13 protein-coding genes are annotated in these 18548 nt (G+C 47.6%); 7 read left to right on the top strand and 6 right to left on the bottom strand.

The window, feature by feature from the left end; all coding sequences use genetic code 11:
* Positions 1-51: 51 nt before the first annotated feature.
* From galM to galE, 4 genes are all read right to left on the bottom strand, one after another.
* The gene (gene galM, locus FIU99_RS03265; RefSeq protein ID WP_152472010.1) at positions 52-1110 is read right to left on the bottom strand and encodes a galactose-1-epimerase; all 1059 of its coding nucleotides are present in this window, start codon (positions 1108-1110) and stop codon (positions 52-54) included.
* A gap of 9 nt (positions 1111-1119) precedes the next feature.
* Positions 1120-2280: a galactokinase gene (gene galK / locus FIU99_RS03260; protein ID WP_006959779.1), complete on the bottom strand. Its 1161-nt coding sequence runs from the start codon at positions 2278-2280 to the stop codon at positions 1120-1122.
* A 111-nt stretch (positions 2281-2391) separates the two neighbouring features.
* A complete protein-coding gene (locus FIU99_RS03255) occupies positions 2392-3444 on the bottom strand; it encodes a UDP-glucose--hexose-1-phosphate uridylyltransferase (RefSeq protein ID WP_006959780.1) in 1053 nt (350 codons plus the stop codon).
* A 61-nt stretch (positions 3445-3505) separates the two neighbouring features.
* A complete protein-coding gene (galE, locus tag FIU99_RS03250) occupies positions 3506-4525 on the bottom strand; it encodes a UDP-glucose 4-epimerase GalE (RefSeq protein ID WP_152472009.1) in 1020 nt (339 codons plus the stop codon).
* Between the two features lie 340 nt (positions 4526-4865).
* Here galE and ebgR point away from each other — a divergent pair, with 340 nt between their 5' ends.
* From ebgR to FIU99_RS03230, 4 genes are all read left to right on the top strand, one after another.
* Complete coding sequence (gene ebgR / locus FIU99_RS03245) at positions 4866-5852, top strand: transcriptional regulator EbgR (RefSeq protein WP_006959782.1); 987 nt, start codon at positions 4866-4868, stop codon at positions 5850-5852.
* Positions 5853-6215: 363 nt separating this feature from the next.
* Positions 6216-9305, top strand: coding sequence for a beta-galactosidase subunit alpha (ebgA, locus tag FIU99_RS03240; RefSeq protein ID WP_152472008.1), 3090 nt, complete (start codon positions 6216-6218; stop codon positions 9303-9305).
* A 2-nt stretch (positions 9306-9307) separates the two neighbouring features.
* Positions 9308-9760: a beta-galactosidase subunit beta gene (locus FIU99_RS03235; RefSeq protein ID WP_152472007.1), complete on the top strand. Its 453-nt coding sequence runs from the start codon at positions 9308-9310 to the stop codon at positions 9758-9760.
* A gap of 101 nt (positions 9761-9861) precedes the next feature.
* Positions 9862-11289: an amino acid permease gene (locus tag FIU99_RS03230; RefSeq protein ID WP_006959785.1), complete on the top strand. Its 1428-nt coding sequence runs from the start codon at positions 9862-9864 to the stop codon at positions 11287-11289.
* A 68-nt stretch (positions 11290-11357) separates the two neighbouring features.
* Here the strand turns inward: FIU99_RS03230 and FIU99_RS03225 are convergent, their stop codons facing one another.
* Complete coding sequence (locus FIU99_RS03225; RefSeq protein WP_006959786.1) at positions 11358-11969, bottom strand: TetR/AcrR family transcriptional regulator; 612 nt, start codon at positions 11967-11969, stop codon at positions 11358-11360.
* A gap of 149 nt (positions 11970-12118) precedes the next feature.
* On the opposite strand from FIU99_RS03225, the gene FIU99_RS03220 reads away from it, so the two are divergent.
* From FIU99_RS03220 to ygjK, 3 genes are all read left to right on the top strand, one after another.
* Positions 12119-13135 carry an MBL fold metallo-hydrolase gene (locus tag FIU99_RS03220; RefSeq protein ID WP_152472006.1) on the top strand — a complete coding sequence of 339 codons (1017 nt, stop codon included), beginning with the start codon at positions 12119-12121 and terminating at the stop codon, positions 13133-13135.
* A 12-nt stretch (positions 13136-13147) separates the two neighbouring features.
* Complete coding sequence (locus FIU99_RS03215; protein WP_152472005.1) at positions 13148-13486, top strand: DUF5329 family protein; 339 nt, start codon at positions 13148-13150, stop codon at positions 13484-13486.
* A gap of 339 nt (positions 13487-13825) precedes the next feature.
* Positions 13826-16201, top strand: coding sequence for an alpha-glucosidase (gene ygjK, locus FIU99_RS03210; RefSeq protein WP_152472004.1), 2376 nt, complete (start codon positions 13826-13828; stop codon positions 16199-16201).
* 51 nt (positions 16202-16252) lie between these two features.
* On the opposite strand, the gene FIU99_RS03205 is transcribed toward ygjK, so the two are convergent.
* Complete coding sequence (locus FIU99_RS03205; RefSeq protein WP_152472003.1) at positions 16253-18496, bottom strand: hypothetical protein; 2244 nt, start codon at positions 18494-18496, stop codon at positions 16253-16255.
* Positions 18497-18548 lie beyond the last annotated feature (52 nt).

Below are 18548 nucleotides of genomic sequence, written 5' to 3'. Positions count from 1 at the left end.
TAACAAAGAAGGCGCTGTCTCAGCGCCTTCTTGATATTTAGCCTTCTATTTTTAACACTCAAAAGCGTAAACCGTGGAGTAACAGTACTCTTGATTCGGTTTGAGAATGCAGCTAGGTTGAGGCCACTCTGAGTGATTGGGTGAGTCAGGCAAAAATTGAGTTTCTAGCGCCACCCCAGCGTAGTCTGAATACGCACTCCCACTGCGGCTAGGTGTGCCTTCTAACCAGTTTCCCGTATACAGTTGAAGCGCGGGTTTATCGGTGATTACACTCATCTTCACTTTGCCATCCTGACTCGATAAACGGGCGATAGGCTGACGTTTATTGCGTTTAGGATCGAAGTAGAAGCTGTGATCATACCCCTTGGCGATTCGCTGCTGCCCATCAAGCAAAAAGTCCTGACGAATGACTTTCTGCCATCTAAAGTCAAACCCAGTACCATCCACTAAAGACAATGAACCATGTGGAATGCCAACTTCGGATGTCGGCAAGTAATAGTCGGCGTCGACTTGCAGAAGATGCTCACGTCCGTCAATACCGGATTCAGCACCATGAAGGTTAAAGTAGGCATGATTGGTTAAGTTGACCGGCGTTGCTTTATCTGTCGTTGCCAGATAACGAATTTCGACCTGATTGTCTTCGCTCAGCGAATAGCAAACGGACGCATCTAAGTTGCCAGGAAAGCCCTGCTCGCCATCCTTAGACTGATAGCTGAACACCACCTTACTTTGACTTTGCTCGACAATTTTCCAGCGCACTTTATCCATTCCGACTGTACCACCATGTAAGCAGTTACCAGCCTGATTGGTTGTGACCTGATGTGTCTTCCCTTCCAACTCAAAACAACCTTTGGCAATGCGGTTTGCGTAGCGCCCTACTGTTACCCCCAAGTAACTTTGTTGAGCTTGAAAGTCAGACATGGCCCCTACACCAAGTAAGACTTCACGTTGCTCGCCGCACGCCAAAGGTAGCTGACAACTGAGCCAGGTGGCTCCGATGTCCATCAACACAATGCTACCCCCTGCAGCATTGGTCAATTCCACAAGCTGAGCAGGCTGACCGTCAAAAGCTGGCTGCTCAGTCATTGTCACAAATAAGGATGATTTCATGGTTGGTCCTTATAAGACTTCGACTAAGCCAGCACCACTTTTAGCCTGACAAACATAGATAGATTCTTTTAGCCCTGTCGCCGCGTGGTACTGGCTCTCAACCGCTTCCGTCACTTTATCTACTAGTGCGGGCGGTACTAAAGCCACAATACAACCGCCGAAGCCACCACCTGTCATACGTACACCGCCTTGCTCACCAATCACGGACTTAACAATCTCAACTAAAGTGTCGACCTCAAACACAGTAATCTCAAAATCATCGCGCATCGAAGCATGAGACTGAGCCATCAACTCTCCCATACGTGTAAGGTCATTGGCTCTTAATGCATCAGCGGCTTCAAGCGTACGGTCATTTTCAGTAATGACATGGCGAGCGCGTTTGGCAACAACGTCATCAAGTATGTCAGACTGTGCATTAAATTGCTCAATGGTGACATCACGTAACGCTTTAACACCGAAACGCTGTGCAGCAGTCTCACACTGCTCACGTCGGGTGTTGTATTCACTCCCCACTAAACCGCGCTGTTTATTACTGTTAATGATCATCACGGCCACGTCTTCTGGCATAGAAACGGGCTGTGTTTCCAGAGAACGGCAATCCAGCAGCATAGCGTGGTTTTCCATTGCCTCAGCCGAAATCATCTGATCCATAATCCCGCAGTTGCAGCCGACGAATTCGTTTTCTGCCTGTTGGCCATTAAGTGCAACTTCTGCCTGAGTCATTTCAAGGTTGTAGAGTACCTTAAACGTCTGACCAATCACGACTTCAAGTGCAGCCGAGGAACTCAGCCCAGCCCCCTGAGGGACATTACCACTAACGGCAAGATCAGCACCTTGGATGTCATAACCGCGCTGCAGTAAAAACTTCACCACACCCCGGATGTAATTCGCCCACATCTTGTCTTGTTGGAAAGTGATTTCTTCAGTGATGTCAAACTCATCCACCTGATCATCATAATCAACCGCAATGACACGGACTCGACTGTCATCTCGTTTTGCAGCCGCCACTACCGTCTGATAGTTAATGGCACATGGTAGGACAAAACCATCATTGTAATCGGTGTGCTCTCCAATCAGGTTGACTCGCCCCGGCGCCTGAATAATGTGGCTGGGTTGGTAATTCAGCACCTGTGTAAACGATGCTTTTACTGCTTGAGTGAGTTCTGACATATTAGATTCCTAGCCTTAAGTTGTTAGTTTTCAGTGATCAATAGTCACCACCGAAAATTTGATTCGTCACATCTCTATTGGGTAAAGGTTACCGCTCAAAATAGAGCGGAATTATCCTTCTTTGTAGTGCACATCACTGACGTCACGCAGGCGCTGCGCCGCTTGTTCAGCAGTCAAGTCACGTTGACTCTCCGCGAGCATCTCGTACCCGACCATAAACTTACGCACTGAGGCACTGCGCAGTAGTGGCGGGTAGAACAACGCATGCAATTGCCAATGTTCAATATCCGTTCCTTGTTCAAAGAAAGGCGCGTAATGCCAGCCCATGGAATATGGAAAAGAGCACTGGAACAGGTTGTCATAACGGCTCGTGAGCTTTTTGATTGCTACGGCAAGATCATCACGCTGCGCTTCGCTCAGCTCATTCATGCGGCGGATATGAGTTTTCGGTAATAACATGGTCTCAAACGGCCAAGCCGCCCAGTACGGCACCAATGCCACCCAATGCTCGGTTTCGACCACAATACGTGAACCATCTTTTAGCTCAGCGTCTACGTAATCGACCAAAAGATTGGAGCCATGTTCGTCGTGATACGCTTTTAAGTGATGCTCTTTACGTTCAATTTCGTTGGGTAAAAAGCTATTGGCCCAGATTTGTCCGTGCGGGTGAGGCTGTGAACAACCCATGGTTTCGCCCTTGTTCTCAAACGCTTGTACCCACACGTACTCTTGACCCAGCTCTTCAATTTGCTCATTCCAGGTATCAATAACACCGCGGATCTTTTCCACTGGCAGCTCTGGCAATGTTTTGCTGTGGTCTGGAGAAAAACAGATCACTCGACTTAATCCGCGAGCACCCTGAGTTTTAAACAATGGGCTGTTAGATTGCGGTGCCTCAGGCGAATCCGTCATCAAAGCGGCAAAATCATTGGTAAACACATACGTCCCCTGATAATCCGGGTTTACATCACCAGAGATTCTCTCGTTTGTCGGACACAGAAAACATTTCTCGTCATAGCGCGGAAGCTCATCAACCGCTGGACTTTCATCAGCACCACTCCAAGGGCGTTTCGCTCTGTGTGGTGAGACCAATATCCACTGACCTGTCAGTGGGTTGTAGCGGCGATGTGGGTGATCCACAGGGTTAAACTCAATCTTCGACATCTCAATTACTCAACTTAAAAAATTCAATCTTGTGCTGCATTTCAATCAGGATCAGTCGCACCTAAACATCGGGATACCCGGACGGGTTGTCCGATTGCCAGCGCCAAGTATCCGCGCTCATCTCCGCCACACTGCGCGTCGCTTTCCAGCCCAGTTCCTGCTCGGCCTTTTCAGTACTTGCCCAACACTCCGCAATGTCACCCGGTCGACGCGGACACAACTCGTAAGGCACTGGCTTTCCACAAGCAGCGCCAAACGCATCCACCATCTCAAGTACGCTGGAACCTCGGCCCGTACCTAGGTTATAGATGTGTAGCCCAGCTTGTTCACCGACTGACTTTAAGGCCGCAATATGACCATCGGCTAAATCCATAACATGAATATAATCACGTACTCCAGTGCCATCTGGGGTTGGATAATCATCACCAAACACCGATAACTTTTCTCGGCGCCCAACGGCCACTTGAGCAATGAATGGCATCAAATTGTTTGGGATGCCTTGCGGGTCTTCGCCCATAGTGCCGGACGGATGAGCCCCGACCGGGTTGAAGTAACGCAATAAGGTAATACTCCAGCTATCATCGGCTGCGAAAAGATCACTTAAGCATTGCTCCACCATGTATTTGCTACGGCCATAAGGGTTGGTCGTGGCGCCGGTTGGCGAGTCTTCCGTAATCGGAACTACCTCAGGGTCGCCATAAACGGTCGCGGAAGAACTGAAGACTATGCTCTTTACACCAGCTTTGCGCATCGCACGCGCCAGCACCAAAGAGCCATTCACATTGTTGTCGTAGTACTCAAGTGGTTTTTGGACTGACTCCCCCACCGCTTTCAGACCAGCGAAGTGAATGACCGCGCCAATCTGATGCTGCTCAAAAACGCTATCCAGAAAAGCTTCGTCACGAATGTCGCCCTGATGAAAGCACGGTCGCAGGCCTGTAAGCGCTTCGATTCGATCTAACACCGCCTGTTTCGCATTACATAAGTTATCAATGATGATCGGTTCCATGCCCGCATCAATCATCTGCACGCAGGTATGACTGCCGATGTAACCCATTCCACCTGTGACTAGTACTTTCACTCTTGCCTCTCTGTCTAAACGCCTAGTGTGTGATCTTCGGTTCGCTGAAAAGTCTAGCAATCAACAAGGATCACTTTCCGTGATCAAACTCTCATTGTGTAAACGTTTCCACAAATTATCATTTAGACTCAAGTATAGCCAATCAAGTAAAAGCGAATAGGTAAATGCAATATTGTTAAGTTTAATTAGTGGAATACTTGCTCACAGTGACACTCTGTTGCCTTACACATTCCTGGTCAGAAATTTTTACTAAAAATTATTACAAGCGTATGAGGATTGTTTACAATGGCGGAAACAGTGACTTGCCCAAAGGAGTTGGGCTCGCCAACGGAAAAAACACATGGCTACATTAAAAGATATTGCAACAGAAGCGGGCGTTTCATTAGCGACCGTCTCCAGAGTTCTCAATGACGATCCGACATTGAGCGTCAAAGAAGAAACCAAACACCGGATTCTGGAAATTGCCGAAAAGCTGGAATACAAAACCAGCAGCTCAAAAAAGTCGATTCTGGCCAGAAAACAGCAGCACCACTTTCTGGCGGTATACAATTACAAGCAGGAAGCGGAAGTTAACGACCCTTACTACCTCTCGATTCGCCATGGTATAGAAACCCAATGTGACAAACTGGGCATCGAATTGACCAATTGTTACGACAGCGAAGTATCAGTAGAGAGCAATAAGATCACAGGTGTTCTCCTAGTCGGCCGTAGTAGCGCCGAAGTGCTAAAGGACGTTGAAAAACTCACCGACAATATTTGCTATGTGGATTTCAGTGATAGCGAGTCACCCTTCGATTCCGTCGATATTGACCTAGTGCGCATCAGCAAAGAGATTACCGATTTCTTTATCGACCAAGGCTATCAGCGTATCGGCTTTATCGGCGGTCAAGATACCACTGACACACCAGACATTCGTGAGGTAGCCTTTGCCGAATACGGTCAGCTGAAGGGTGTAGTCTCTCTAGACGATATCTATCGTGGTGATTTCACCAGCTCTTCTGGTTACGATTTAGCGAAACAAATACTGGCAAAGAATGACCACCCGAGCGCTCTATTTATTGCCTCTGACTCGATTGCCATCGGCGTATTGCGTGCTATTCATGAGCAAGGCCTAAGCATTCCTCAGGACATAGCTCTAATCAGTGTGAATGACATTCCGACGGCTAAGTTTACCTTCCCGTCTTTGTCTACCGTGCGGATTCATTCTGAGATGATGGGGATTCAGGGCGTTAACCTGCTGGTAGAAAAAGTTCGCGATGGTCGAGCATTACCACTTCAGGTCTATGTTCCAAGTAAACTCAAGCTTCGCGACACGACCAAATCTTGATCGCCACTCCCCTTTTCCGTTATATAAAGCGCTGATTTTCAGCGCTTTTTTATTATCAGCAACAAATAGCCATCCACACTACGTCACTGTTTTACTGATTTTTACCCTCTCGGTAATCACTCCTTTACCCAGATCACAGCTTTCAGATAGATCGCTCAATAATTAGTGATCAAGTTAAAGTAAAACGTTTTCACACATTTGTTTTAGTAAAATTTTTACTAACATATTTTCCAGATAGTCAAAAAAAGACTTTTACTCACTATTACGTCGGCATAGCCAATTCACTTTGAATCAGTGTGAGTGTATTCACCACCAGACTTTTTCAAAGCGTAAACAAGCTGCCTTAGCCGAGGGAGAACGAACGTGAACAACTGGGAAAACTTCCTACATTTGCATGAGAACCGTATGGCACCACGTGCTTACTTCTTCTCGTACGACTCAGTAAAAACCGCTCAAACATTCCAGCGTGAACTAAGCCGCCACTTTATGCTGCTAAGTGGTCAATGGAACTTTAACTTCTTTACTAACCCACTGTTGGTACCCGAAGAGTTCTACTCACAAAAGATGGAACAGTGGGGCCAGATTACGGTTCCTAATATGTGGCAAATGGAAGGCCACGGCGACCTTCAGTACACAGACGAAGGTTTCCCATTCCCAATTGATGTGCCTTTTGTTCCAAGTGACAACCCAACTGGCGCTTACCAACGCACATTCACACTCGGTGAGAACTGGAAAAACAAGCAAACCATCATCAAATTTGATGGGGTTGAAACTTACTTTGAAGTGTATGTAAACGGCGAATACGTAGGCTTTAGTAAAGGCAGCCGCTTAACCGCTGAATTCGATATTTCTAACTATGTTCAACAAGGTGAAAACCTGCTTTCAGTACGAGTGATGCAGTGGGCTGACTCCACCTATATTGAAGACCAAGACATGTGGTGGACAGCAGGTATCTTTCGCGACGTCTATTTGCTCGGAAAAGAGCAAGTTCACGTCCAAGACATAACGGTTCGCACTGATTTCGACGACGATTACGTCGCGGCGACACTTTCTTGCCAAGTCGAAATAGAAAACCTATCAGCCCTGCAAGCCTCAGGCTACGCCCTTGACTATGCACTGATGGATAAAGGCCAGCTCGTTGCGCAAGATTCATGCAGCAACCTGACCATCGACAACAAAACGCAGGCGAGTTTTACGCTTGAGATCGACGCTCCCATCCATTGGACAGTAGAAAACCCATACCTTTACCAACTGGTTTTAACCTTAAAAGATCAGCTAGGTAAAACCCTTGAAGTCATCCCTCAACGTGTTGGTTTCCGCGACATCAAAGTACGCGATGGGCTGTTCTACATCAACAACCAATATGTGATGCTGCATGGTGTTAACCGCCACGACAACGATCACCTAAAAGGTCGTGCTGTCGGAATGGATCGCGTAGAGAAAGATTTGGTGTTGATGAAGCAGCACAACATCAACTCCGTCCGCACCGCGCACTACCCGAACGACCCTCGCTTCTACGAGCTATGTGACATTTATGGTCTGTTTGTGATGGCCGAAACCGATGTTGAGACTCATGGTTTTGCCAACGTCGGGGATTTAAGCCGCATCACTAACGATGCTGCGTGGGAAGCTGTATTCGTAGACCGCGCAGAACGCCACGTCCACGCTCAGAAAAACCATCCTTCTATCATCATGTGGTCGCTGGGTAATGAATCAGGCTACGGCTGCAATATTCGTGCGATGTACGAGGCGACCAAAGCCATTGATGACACTCGCCTAGTCCATTACGAAGAAGACCGTGATGCGGAAGTGGTCGATGTCATTTCCACCATGTACTCCCGTGCGCAGCTGATGAATTACTTTGGTGAGTTCCCACACGAGAAACCGCGCATCATCTGTGAATACGCACATGCAATGGGCAATGGTCCAGGCGGTTTAACCGAATACCAGAATGTGTTCTACCAACACGACCACATTCAAGGTCACTATGTTTGGGAATGGTGTGACCACGGCATTCTCGCTCGTGATGAAGCCGGGACGGAATTCTACAAGTATGGTGGAGACTACGGCGATTACCCGAACAACTACAACTTCTGTATGGACGGGCTTGTTTACCCAGATCAGACTCCTGGCCCGGGCCTGAAAGAGTACAAGCAAGTTATTGCACCAGTGAAAATCCGTGCGGTTGATGAACGAGCTGGCAAGTTCAAGGTTGAAAACAAATTGTGGTTTAGCGATCTCAATGACTACACCATCACCGCAGATATCCGTGCTGAAGGTGAAACGCTGCGCAGCGTTCAGTTCAAGGTAGACGATCTTGCCGCTAATTCTGAGCGTGAAATCGACATTGCCATTCCACAGTTGGATGAGCGTGAAGCCTTCATCAACTTCACAGTACGCAAAGATTCTCGCACGCTTTACAGCGAAGCCAATCATGAGATTGCCGTTTACCAGTACCCGCTCAAGCAAAGCACTGCTGTTGAAGAAATTTTTACCAATCACAACGCGACACCACTTCACGTAGAAGAGAGCCGACTTAGCTATCTGATTTCGGGCCACAACTTCGCTCTCAACTTCTCGAAAGTGAACGGTAAACTGACCTCTTGGCTGGTTAATGGTGAAGAACTGGTCAAGTCAGAGCCTAAGCTCAACTTCTTTAAGCCAATGATCGATAACCATAAACAAGAGCATGACGGTCTATGGGAACCAGCGCACCTGCAAATCATGCAAGAGCACTTCCGCACATTAAATGTTGAGCAAGTGAACGGCAAAATAGAAATCTCGACCACCAGCATTATTGCGCCGCCCGTGTTTGATTTTGGCATGCGCTGCGAGTACCGCTACCAAATCAATGCCGAAGGTCAGCTGAATCTTGAACTAAGCGGCGAACGTTACGGTGATTACCCGCATGTGATACCTGTCATTGGCTTGGACCTTGGCATCAACGGTCACTTCGACCAAGTGAAATACTACGGTCGCGGCCCTGAAGAGAACTACCAAGACAGCAAACAAGCCAACCTGATCGATGTTTACCAAAGCACAGTCGCTGACATGTTCGAAAACTATCCGTACCCACAAAACAATGGCAATCGCCAACATGTTCGCTGGGCAGCACTAACCAACCGTGACGGCATGGGATTACTGGTAAAACCGCAACAAGAGATCAACTTCAGCGCTTGGTTCTACACCAACCAAAACTTGCATCAGGCGCAACACACGACGGAGCTAGAAAAAAGCGGTTACATCACCCTCAACCTCGACCATAAATTGATGGGACTTGGTTCTAACTCTTGGGGCAGCGAAGTCCTCGATTCATACCGAGTGTATATGGATACCTTCCGCTATGGCCTCACCCTGATGCCATTGCAGGCCGGAGATTGCAGTGCGCAAGACCTAGCCGCCCATAACTTTGGTCACGATTTCTTTACTCCCACTCAGCGAAACGAGGCATAACCATGATCGTGTTAGAAAACTTAGCGCAATTCAAAGTCGTTTACCGCGATGGTCGTAAATGGAACCGCTGCATTGAAGCGATTGAAAACATCGCCAACATCAAAGATGGCGTGATGCATTCAATTGGCGACTCTCTGGTTTACATGATTGAAGATGGAGTGGCTCGTCACACTGAAACTTTTGAAGGTAACCGTCGCTACTTCGATATTCATTACTACCTAGCAGGAAAAGAGACGGTTGAGTTTGCTGAAAAATCTCAGCTTGAGCTTGTCGACAACTATCGCGACGAGACAGACAGAGAATACTTTTCCGGCCAAGGTGATACTCGCGAGCTGGTGGAAGGCCAAGTCGCCATCTTCGATAACCACAACGCTTACCGCTTTCACGGCGATCACGCCGTAAGGAAAGTGGTACTTAAAGTCACCGTTGAAGACGGCTACTTCCTCAACAAATAACCCTGAATAATAATCGGGCCAGACACTGAATCTGGCCCACAGCAACTATCACGCTCACGAGCAATTGGGCGTATAATTGACGTGATTCATTGGAGGACATTATGTCTGAATCTCTACGCGGCACAATTGGAAAATTTGCCTTGCTGTCGATGACCTTTGCGGCGGTATTTAACGTCCGTAACATCGTAAACAACAACATTGAACTGGGGTTAAGTTCTGCCCCAGTATTCTTGCTGGCGACCATCATTTACTTTATCCCTTTCGTGTTCATCATCGCGGAATTTGTCTCGGCGAACAAAAACTCTGAGTCGGGGATGTACGACTGGCTCAAGCAACCTTTGGGCACCAAAAATGCCTATTTGGGTTCGTTCCTCTACTGGTTCGTAAACCTGTTCTGGTTCGTCTCATTACTGCCCAACGTGATTGCCTACGCATCGTATGCGATGCTCGGCTATGAATACACCTTCTCACCTATGGTGACATCACTGATTTCTATCGTCCTGTTTGCAGCGGCGACACATATCTCAACCAAAGGCGCGAGCTGGCTGGGCAAGATTTCAGAAATCGTCGCTTACGGGGTATTTGCCTTGTTTGGTATTTACGTGCTGGGTGCATTAATGGCGCTTGGCGGCGGCGATTACACACCTGCAGAGCCAATAACGCTGGAAGCCATGACACCGACCATCAACTGGGCAACCATAGGTATCATGTGTTGGATCTTCCAAGCGGCGGGCGGTGCAGAAACAGCAGCAGCGTACCTGAAAGATGTCAAAGGCGGTCAAAAAGCCTTTATCAGAGTCATCATTATCGCCGGTGTACTGATTGGTGCCATGTACGCTGTTGGCTCTCTATTGGTTAACGTGTTTGTTCCTCGTGAAGACCTCACTTATGCGGGCGGTATGGTCGAAATCTTTACCGGTATGGCGAACTACTTCAACGTCTCCGAAACCATGGTTGGCCGCTTCGTGGGTATCGTACTGTTCATTGCCATGTTTGGTTCAATGATGATGTGGACAGCGGCACCAGTAAAAATTCACTTCTCTGAAATTCCGCAGGGCGTATACGGTGAGAAAACAACCGAGCTGAATGAACATGGGGTTCCTGTTCGTGCCGCTTGGTGGCAGTTTGCTTTCGTTGTCGTAATGCTAGTGGTGAACGGCTTTGGCTCTGAGTCCGTGCAGGACATGATGAATCAAGCCATCAACCTGACAGCGGGCACCGCCATGTTACCGCCTATCTTTATCATGGTGGCTTACTTCATCTTCCGCTGGAAACACGACGATACGCCGCGTGATTTCCGCATGGGTTCCCGCAAGTTTGGTATGGGTGTGGTTTCCATTCTGATTGCCATCTTTGTAATCAGTATGACGGCTTCCGCCTTCCCAACTGGCGTTGACTTGGTTCGCGCTTTCTTCATCAACGTATTTATGACAGCGGTATTCTCAGGTATTGCTTGGTGGTGGATTTCTCGCTTTGAAAAAAAGCAAGCGAGTAAAGAGGTCAAGTTAGAAGCCGCTAAACAGCCTTAATACTTAGGCTTAAACGTGACTCATAAAAAAGCCCTTACCTAAAATGGTAAGGGCTTTTCTAATTTTGTTTAAACGCGATACTGACTCATAAACAATCTTGCGGTTTGCTCAGCCAGCACCCTCGACTCTTGCTTACTCAGAGACGCTTTCATACCGAGAACCTGAGGCCAAAACGCACTGCCTTTGACCAAACTATGCAATTGGGTACTCGCGACAACGATATCGTCCATCGCAAGGGTTTGCTTCTCTGCTTGCTCATTCAGCCAACGAAACAACGCTGTCTCTTGCTTCGACATCTTCTCTTCTTGTTCTTTAAGCTCATCAGGCTTATAGAAAAAATACCCCAGAGCGACTTTCGCCAAATCAACATAGTGAGGGTCAGTCACCACGTTGATTTCACTTTCAAGCAGAGCAACAAGCTGCTGCTCTAAATCCAATTCAACAAGACCTGCAACTTCATGATCTGCCATCGAAGTTCGCCACAGCTCTGACAGCAATTCCATGACAATCGCTTCTTTCGATTCAAAATGATTGTAAACCGTTCTCTTAGAGACCTCTGCCATAGCAGACAGCTTATCCATGCTGGTATTTTGCACACCAAATTCCTGAAAAGCCTGTTTTGCCGCAACCAATATCGCTTCACGTTTAATTTCGCTACGACCTTTTTTTCTCACTTTCATAGAGTTAACGATCCTACTTCATTCCGCTGCGATCTATTTTACACCAAGCAGTTTACTTTAAAAGCAAAGCATGTAAACTACACCGTATAGTTTACTTTAGGATAAACCATATGAAACGCGTATTGTTAGCCACTGTAGGAGCGATAATTATGACTACCTCAATCATTTCTTGTACCAGTTCTGACAAGGCTTCTGGTAAGCAATATCCCAAGAAATTTGCTAATACGGAGCTAGAGTACAAAAGCGGATTTGGTGACATTCTTAAGATCACGAAAGCTTATTTCACCACTGAACGCCTTAACCCAACGCCAACCTTTGAGCTGCCAGTCCACGCGATCAGCACTGATCAGTTAGCCAATGAACAGCAAGACGTGTTATATCGTTTGGGCCATTCGAGTATTGCAATGAAGATCGATCAGCAGCTGATCCTGACCGATCCTGTATTTAGTGAACGCGCATCACCCGTGCAGTGGGCAGGACCAAAGCGTTTTCACCAACCGCCGATTTCATTACAAGAGCTACCAAACATTGATGCCGTTCTGATCAGCCATGACCATTACGATCACTTGGATAAAGCATCGATCAAAACGCTGACAGACAAAGTCGACGTATTTCTTGTCCCACTTAAAATTGGTCAAACATTGAGAGAGTGGAATGTCCCAGAAGAGAAGATCATTGAGCTTAACTGGTGGGAATCACATGTTCACAATGGCGTCGAATATGTGCTGACACCAACACAACACTTCTCTGGCCGCGGCTTAACCGATCGCGACGGCACCCTGTGGGGCAGTTGGGTCATTAATGGACAGCAACATAAAGTGTTCTTTAGTGGTGATTCTGGCTACTTCTCTGGCTTTAAAGAGATTGGCGATAAATATGGCCCGTTTGATTTCACCATGATAGAGACAGGGGCATACAACACCCTGTGGGCAGACATCCATATGTTCCCAGAACAAAGCGTTCAGGCACACATCGACTTAAAAGGTAAGGTCATGATGCCAATTCACAACGGTACCTTTGACCTCGCCATGCACGATTGGAATGAGCCAATGCAGCAAGCGATGGAGATCAGTGAAGAACGCGGTGTAACCATGGTGAGCCCTGAGTTTGGTCAACGGGTCGAGCTTTCCCAGCCATTGCCAATCAAACCTTGGTGGAATTTGTAAAAAGAGGCTGCAATGAAGCTTAAATACCTTCTCTTACTCGTGAGCATATTGGCTCTTCCCGCAACGGCGAATGTCGAGCAAGATGTCGACGTTTTGATAGAGCAAATCGCGCAATCACCTTGCACCTTTATCCGTAACGGCGAGTCATATGATCAGCAGCAGGCTGCGGAACATATTCGTAAAAAATGGCACTACGCTAAAGATGATGTTACGGATATTCAGGTGTTTATTAGCGAAGTGGCGTCTAAAAGTTGGTTTAGCGGCAAGCCATATATGGTCAAATGCAGAGACACGCAGATCACCAGCGAAGCCTGGCTCAATCAATTATGGCAGCAAGCCGAGCAGCCCTAACAATCTCTAAAAAGCACCGCGAGGTGCTTTTTGTTTTGGATTCATTGGTGCTTATAGCGCTAGGCTTCACAATAACGACCCGTTACCTTTCTTGAAACATCCCCCATATAAGCACTCGCACATGCTTGCCCATTCTTTATCTTGCAGACGAATCAATCAATTGCACCTAGCTCGATAATGCTCTCTCTGCCCATCATTAACAGGTTCGATGTAATCACCCATCAAGTAAAACTTTACTAAATTAAGATCACACATTAACTAAAGTTCGGTTAAACCTTGTGTTCATGGCGGATAAAATCTTCTCAAACAACGTTCAGACCTTTGACCAAGGAAAATGACATGACCCTTAGTAAAACTTTTATCGCCCTTGCTGTAAGTTCCGCTGTGGCCATTTCTGGCTGCGCTTCAGTCACCAATGAGCCAACACCACAGGCACTGGAATTCAAGAACGTCATTGATCGCACTGGTTCTCCAGAATATATGCGTGACTATGATTTTGATGACCACCAGCGTTTTAACCCTTTCTTCGATTTGGGCGCGTGGCATGGGCACCTGTTACCAGACAATAAAGACGGTATGGGTGGTTTTCCGGGGACCGCATTACTGACTGAAGAATACATCAACTTTATGGCCAACAACTTCGACCGCTTAACCGTGTACAAAAATGGCCAGAAAGTAGATTTTGAGATGGAAGCGTACAGCCTGCCCGGCGCCTTGGTTCAAAAGCTGCATTCTGACGATGTACAAATCGAGATGACGCTTCGTTTTGCTAGCAACCGCACTTCGCTGCTTGAAACTAAGATCACTTCAGAGCAGCCACTTGATCTAGTGTGGGATGGTGAACTGCTGGAAAAATACCACGCCAAAGAAGGCAAGCCTCAATCCGATAAAACCATCGATCAGGCTTATCCAAATTATGACCGCCAGATTGTCGCAACCGATGATGGCCTCAAAGTGACGTTTGGTAAAGTCCGTGAAACATGGACATTGCTGACTTCAGGTGAATCTGAATATCAGATTCACAAGTCCATCCCGATGAAGACCGAAATCGAGGGTCATCAGTTTGTTTCCAAAGCGCATGTTTCTGGTTCTACAACCCTCTACACCACATACACGCATGTGCTGACAGCAAAAGAAAACCGAGCTGAGCAGAGCAAAATACAAGACATACTCACCCACCCAGACAAATATCAAAAAGCCTCCGTTCAACGCTGGGAACACTACCTTGAGAAAGGGCTAACCAACCCGAATGCTACTCCAGAACAAGAGCGAGTGGCAGTCAAAGCGATGGAGACGCTGAATGGTAACTGGCGTGGCGTAGCTGGTGCGATGAAATTTGATTCTGTCACTCCATCGGTGACCGCACGTTGGTTCTCTGGTAATCAAACTTGGCCGTGGGACACATGGAAACAAGCCTACGCAATGGCGCATTTCAACCCAGAAGTGGCGAAAGACAATATTCGCGCCATGTTCGCCTACCAGATTCAGGCCGATGATCCTGTTCGCCCGTGGGATGAAGGTTATGTACCTGACTTACTGGCTTACAACTTAAGCCCTGAGCGTGGCGGCGATGGTGGTAACTGGAATGAACGCAACACTAAGCCGAGCTTAGCCACATGGGCAGTCATGGAAGTGTATAAAACAACCGGTGATAAAGCGTGGTTAGAAGAGATGTACCCTAAATTGGTCGCTTACCACAACTGGTGGTTACGTAATCGCGACAACAATGGTAATGGTGTACCTGAGTATGGCGCCGCTCGTGACAAAGCCCATAACACCCCTGACGGTCAGATGCTGTTTACCGTCACTCGTGGCGACAAAGAACAAACCTTTAGCGGGCTCGATCAATATCAAGCAATCATTGCCAATGGCCAGTACGACCATATTGAAATCCCGGCCCAAACCGCGGCGTCATGGGAATCTGGCCGCGACGATGCGGCGGTATTTGGCTTTATCGACAAGGAGCAGCTGGACAAGTACGTCGAGAAGGGTGGAAAACGTAGTGATTGGGATGTGCAATTCGCTCAGAACCGAGCACAAGATGGCACCCTACTAGGTTACTCGTTACTGCAGGAGTCGGTCGATCAAGCCAGCTATATGTACAGCGATAATCAGTTCCTTGCTGAAATGGCGGACATCATAGGCAAGCAAGACGAAGGAAAAGTTTTCCGCGAGAAAGCCGAACACTTGGCTGATTACATCAATACCTGCATGTTCGATGAAGAAAGTGGCTATTTCTACGACATTCGCATCGAAGATAAGCCACTTGCCAATGGTTGTGCAGGCAAACCGATCGTTGAACGTGGCAAAGGGCCAGAGGGCTGGTCACCACTGTTTAATGGCGCAGCAACTCAAGCACACGCCGATGCGGTGGTGAAAGTGATGAAAGATACCGAAGAGTTCAACACTTACGTGCCTCTGGGTACCGCAGCGCTGTCTAACCCTGCCTTTGGAGCTGATATCTACTGGCGTGGACGTGTGTGGGTCGACCAATTCTACTTTGGCCTTAAAGGAATGGAGAAATACGGTTACCGTGATGATGCAGTCGAGATGGCCACGGCTTTCTTCGACAATGCCGATGGCTTGATTCAAGACGGCCCAATCAGAGAGAACTACAATCCGCTTACCGGCGCTCAACAAGGTGCTCCGAACTTCTCTTGGAGTGCTGCTCACCTGTATATGCTTTACAACGATTTCTTTACCTCGGAAAAGTAACAAACAACAAAGGGCGCTTAATCGCGCCCTTTCAATTAGAATTTAAGTAAATTAGCGGCTTTTCGACACCGAATGTGACTCTTTCCCTAGCACATTAACCAGTACGTAGCTCACCTTCTGACCATTAACCACTTTGTGTTTCGCCTCAACGGTCTTTCCATTGACCACCAACGTTGGATAGTCTCCATAGAACCACGCTTCCCACGTGAGCGGCTTATTGTTGTTATTGGTTAGTGTCGACTTTTCAGTACCCTCATGGCGCAGCGCGACTTCATGCTCGCCCATTGGTAAGTAGTCAACCGCAAGCCAGTCAATATCCGCCGTCAGATGCGATGCCGTAATCAGATGACTGTCTGCCGCGTTTGGTTTCACCCCCATCAGCCCTTCAATGGTATTGGCGATAAAAGTAAACGAGATCTCTGGATAATCGCCATTGGTGCCTTGTGTCGGACGCTCATGAGGTAAATCTTTCATATCCATGATGTACTGCATCCACTTCCAAGCTTCCTCATTGCGGTTGTACGGAAAATAGGTCTCTGGGATATAGCTGTACGCCTCGATATTATTCGGAGCATCCGGCGTCGAGCCAATGCCATCACCGAGACTTTGCGAAATAAAGTCTAGATATCGGTCATTACGCTCACCAGGCTCGGTGATCAGCTTCATCGGCATAAACCAGCTGTTTTCTTTACCAAAGTCGTTCAGCCTCAAGCCATCCTTCTGCACTATGTTGACGTAGTTATCCAAAGGCTTTTCTGGGTCAGCGATACTCCACTCCTGATTAAAGTAGTCTTTCAGTTGCTGGGCTTTTTGTTGCCATTGTCGAGATTCACTATACTCTTCTCTGGCGTTAAGCATGGCCGCATAAGCCACCGTTGCTTGATACTGAGAGCCAATCCCGTCACCCGCTTCAATCGGGAATTCACCCCGTTCGTTATAGGTCGCCGAGCCTTCAAAAATACCACCATAACCTTCAGCGATGCCGTTTGGATCCTGATCGTCATGCAGTGCGATATAATCGGTCATCACTTTGGTGTAAAAACGCCATAGGTCTTTGTCTTCAATGTAGCGCTTATCGCCCGTCCATTGGTATTGCTCCCAAGCCTTCTCAAGAAATTCAAACTGCGCCGGGACCTCACGCACAAACCAGTCATCGTCTTCGTAGTCGATCAGGTGTGGGCTGCCATCAAAGTTGATCGCCCATAGGGTGTACCACTTTCTCGACTCAGTAGAATGCTTAGCGAAGGTTTTGAACATAGAGAAGTTTTCACGATCTAAGCCCGCTAACTTAGCGCCAGCCGACTGGTGAAGAAAGTCCCGAGAGTAGAAAGCCGTACGATCAAAGTAACCCGCCCAATAGGAAGGTAAGTAATCCGCGCTGCCCGTACCATCATTGTTGTTTTCATCACGGTTGATCAAGTCGTGCTGCCCCGTCATCACAAACTGACGTGTCTTCTCTTTCGCCCAGTCAAACGAGTCCTGCAATTTATCATTGGAAGACGAAACGGTGACTTGCTTCGCTTTAATCCGAGCACGCACTTCCCACTTCTCAACCCGCCCTTTTTCATCCTTAAGTTTGATGTGAACTGGCTGACTGAAATCGAGGACTTCCCCCTGCTCGACAGACGCTCGAGAGCCTTTAGACACAAGCAGTTTAGCAATCGCTACTTCAGAGACGTCGCTCGCATACGGCAGTTCAAACTCGATGGTTCTGCGTTCTTTATCGATGATGCTCTCGCCGGATTGCCCTTTAGCCTTAAACCCTATGATTTGATTAAAACGTGGCGACTTGGATTTAGTGCTTTTTACCAGTTCAACCTGATCGATACTGACACTGCCCACATCTGACCCTGTGAAACGTAGCTTTATCTGCTCACCCCTCTCCAACGGAATCTGTTTAATTTTATTGTGCTTGTAGTCGTGACTCTTTTTGAGTTTTTTACTCAGGAAAGCCTCATCGCCAAGGTTAGTCAATTCAACGCGGGCATCTTTGCCTGGACTGATCGCCTGAACCGACAGCTGATAAAAGCCCGTTTCAGGTATAGTGACTACCTGGCTGATGCTGTGTCCCGCACCAATGGCAATTCTGCCGCGATATTGGCCTTCAAACGCTTTATCGTCTTTGATATTGGCAAACCAGTAATGCCAACCTAGGCCACTGTCTTCAAACCCTGGGTTAGCCAGAACGCTGTGGTTTTCTCCAGCTGCAAGTACTGTCTCAGGTAAAGTGTTAGCAGACACCGCTCCACTCAGCAGAGCTCCTAGGATCATGCTGGCAATCAATGAGTGTTTCATCTTGTTTAGCTCCCTATTCCATGGGGATGTTCAGAAATTAGAAAAGCAGCCC

It is taken from the genome of Vibrio sp. THAF64 (assembly GCF_009363455.1).
Lineage (GTDB): Bacteria > Pseudomonadota > Gammaproteobacteria > Enterobacterales > Vibrionaceae > Vibrio > Vibrio coralliilyticus.
The sequence above is the reverse complement of the archived record's forward strand: the minus strand, read 5'-3'. Positions and strand labels throughout refer to the sequence as shown.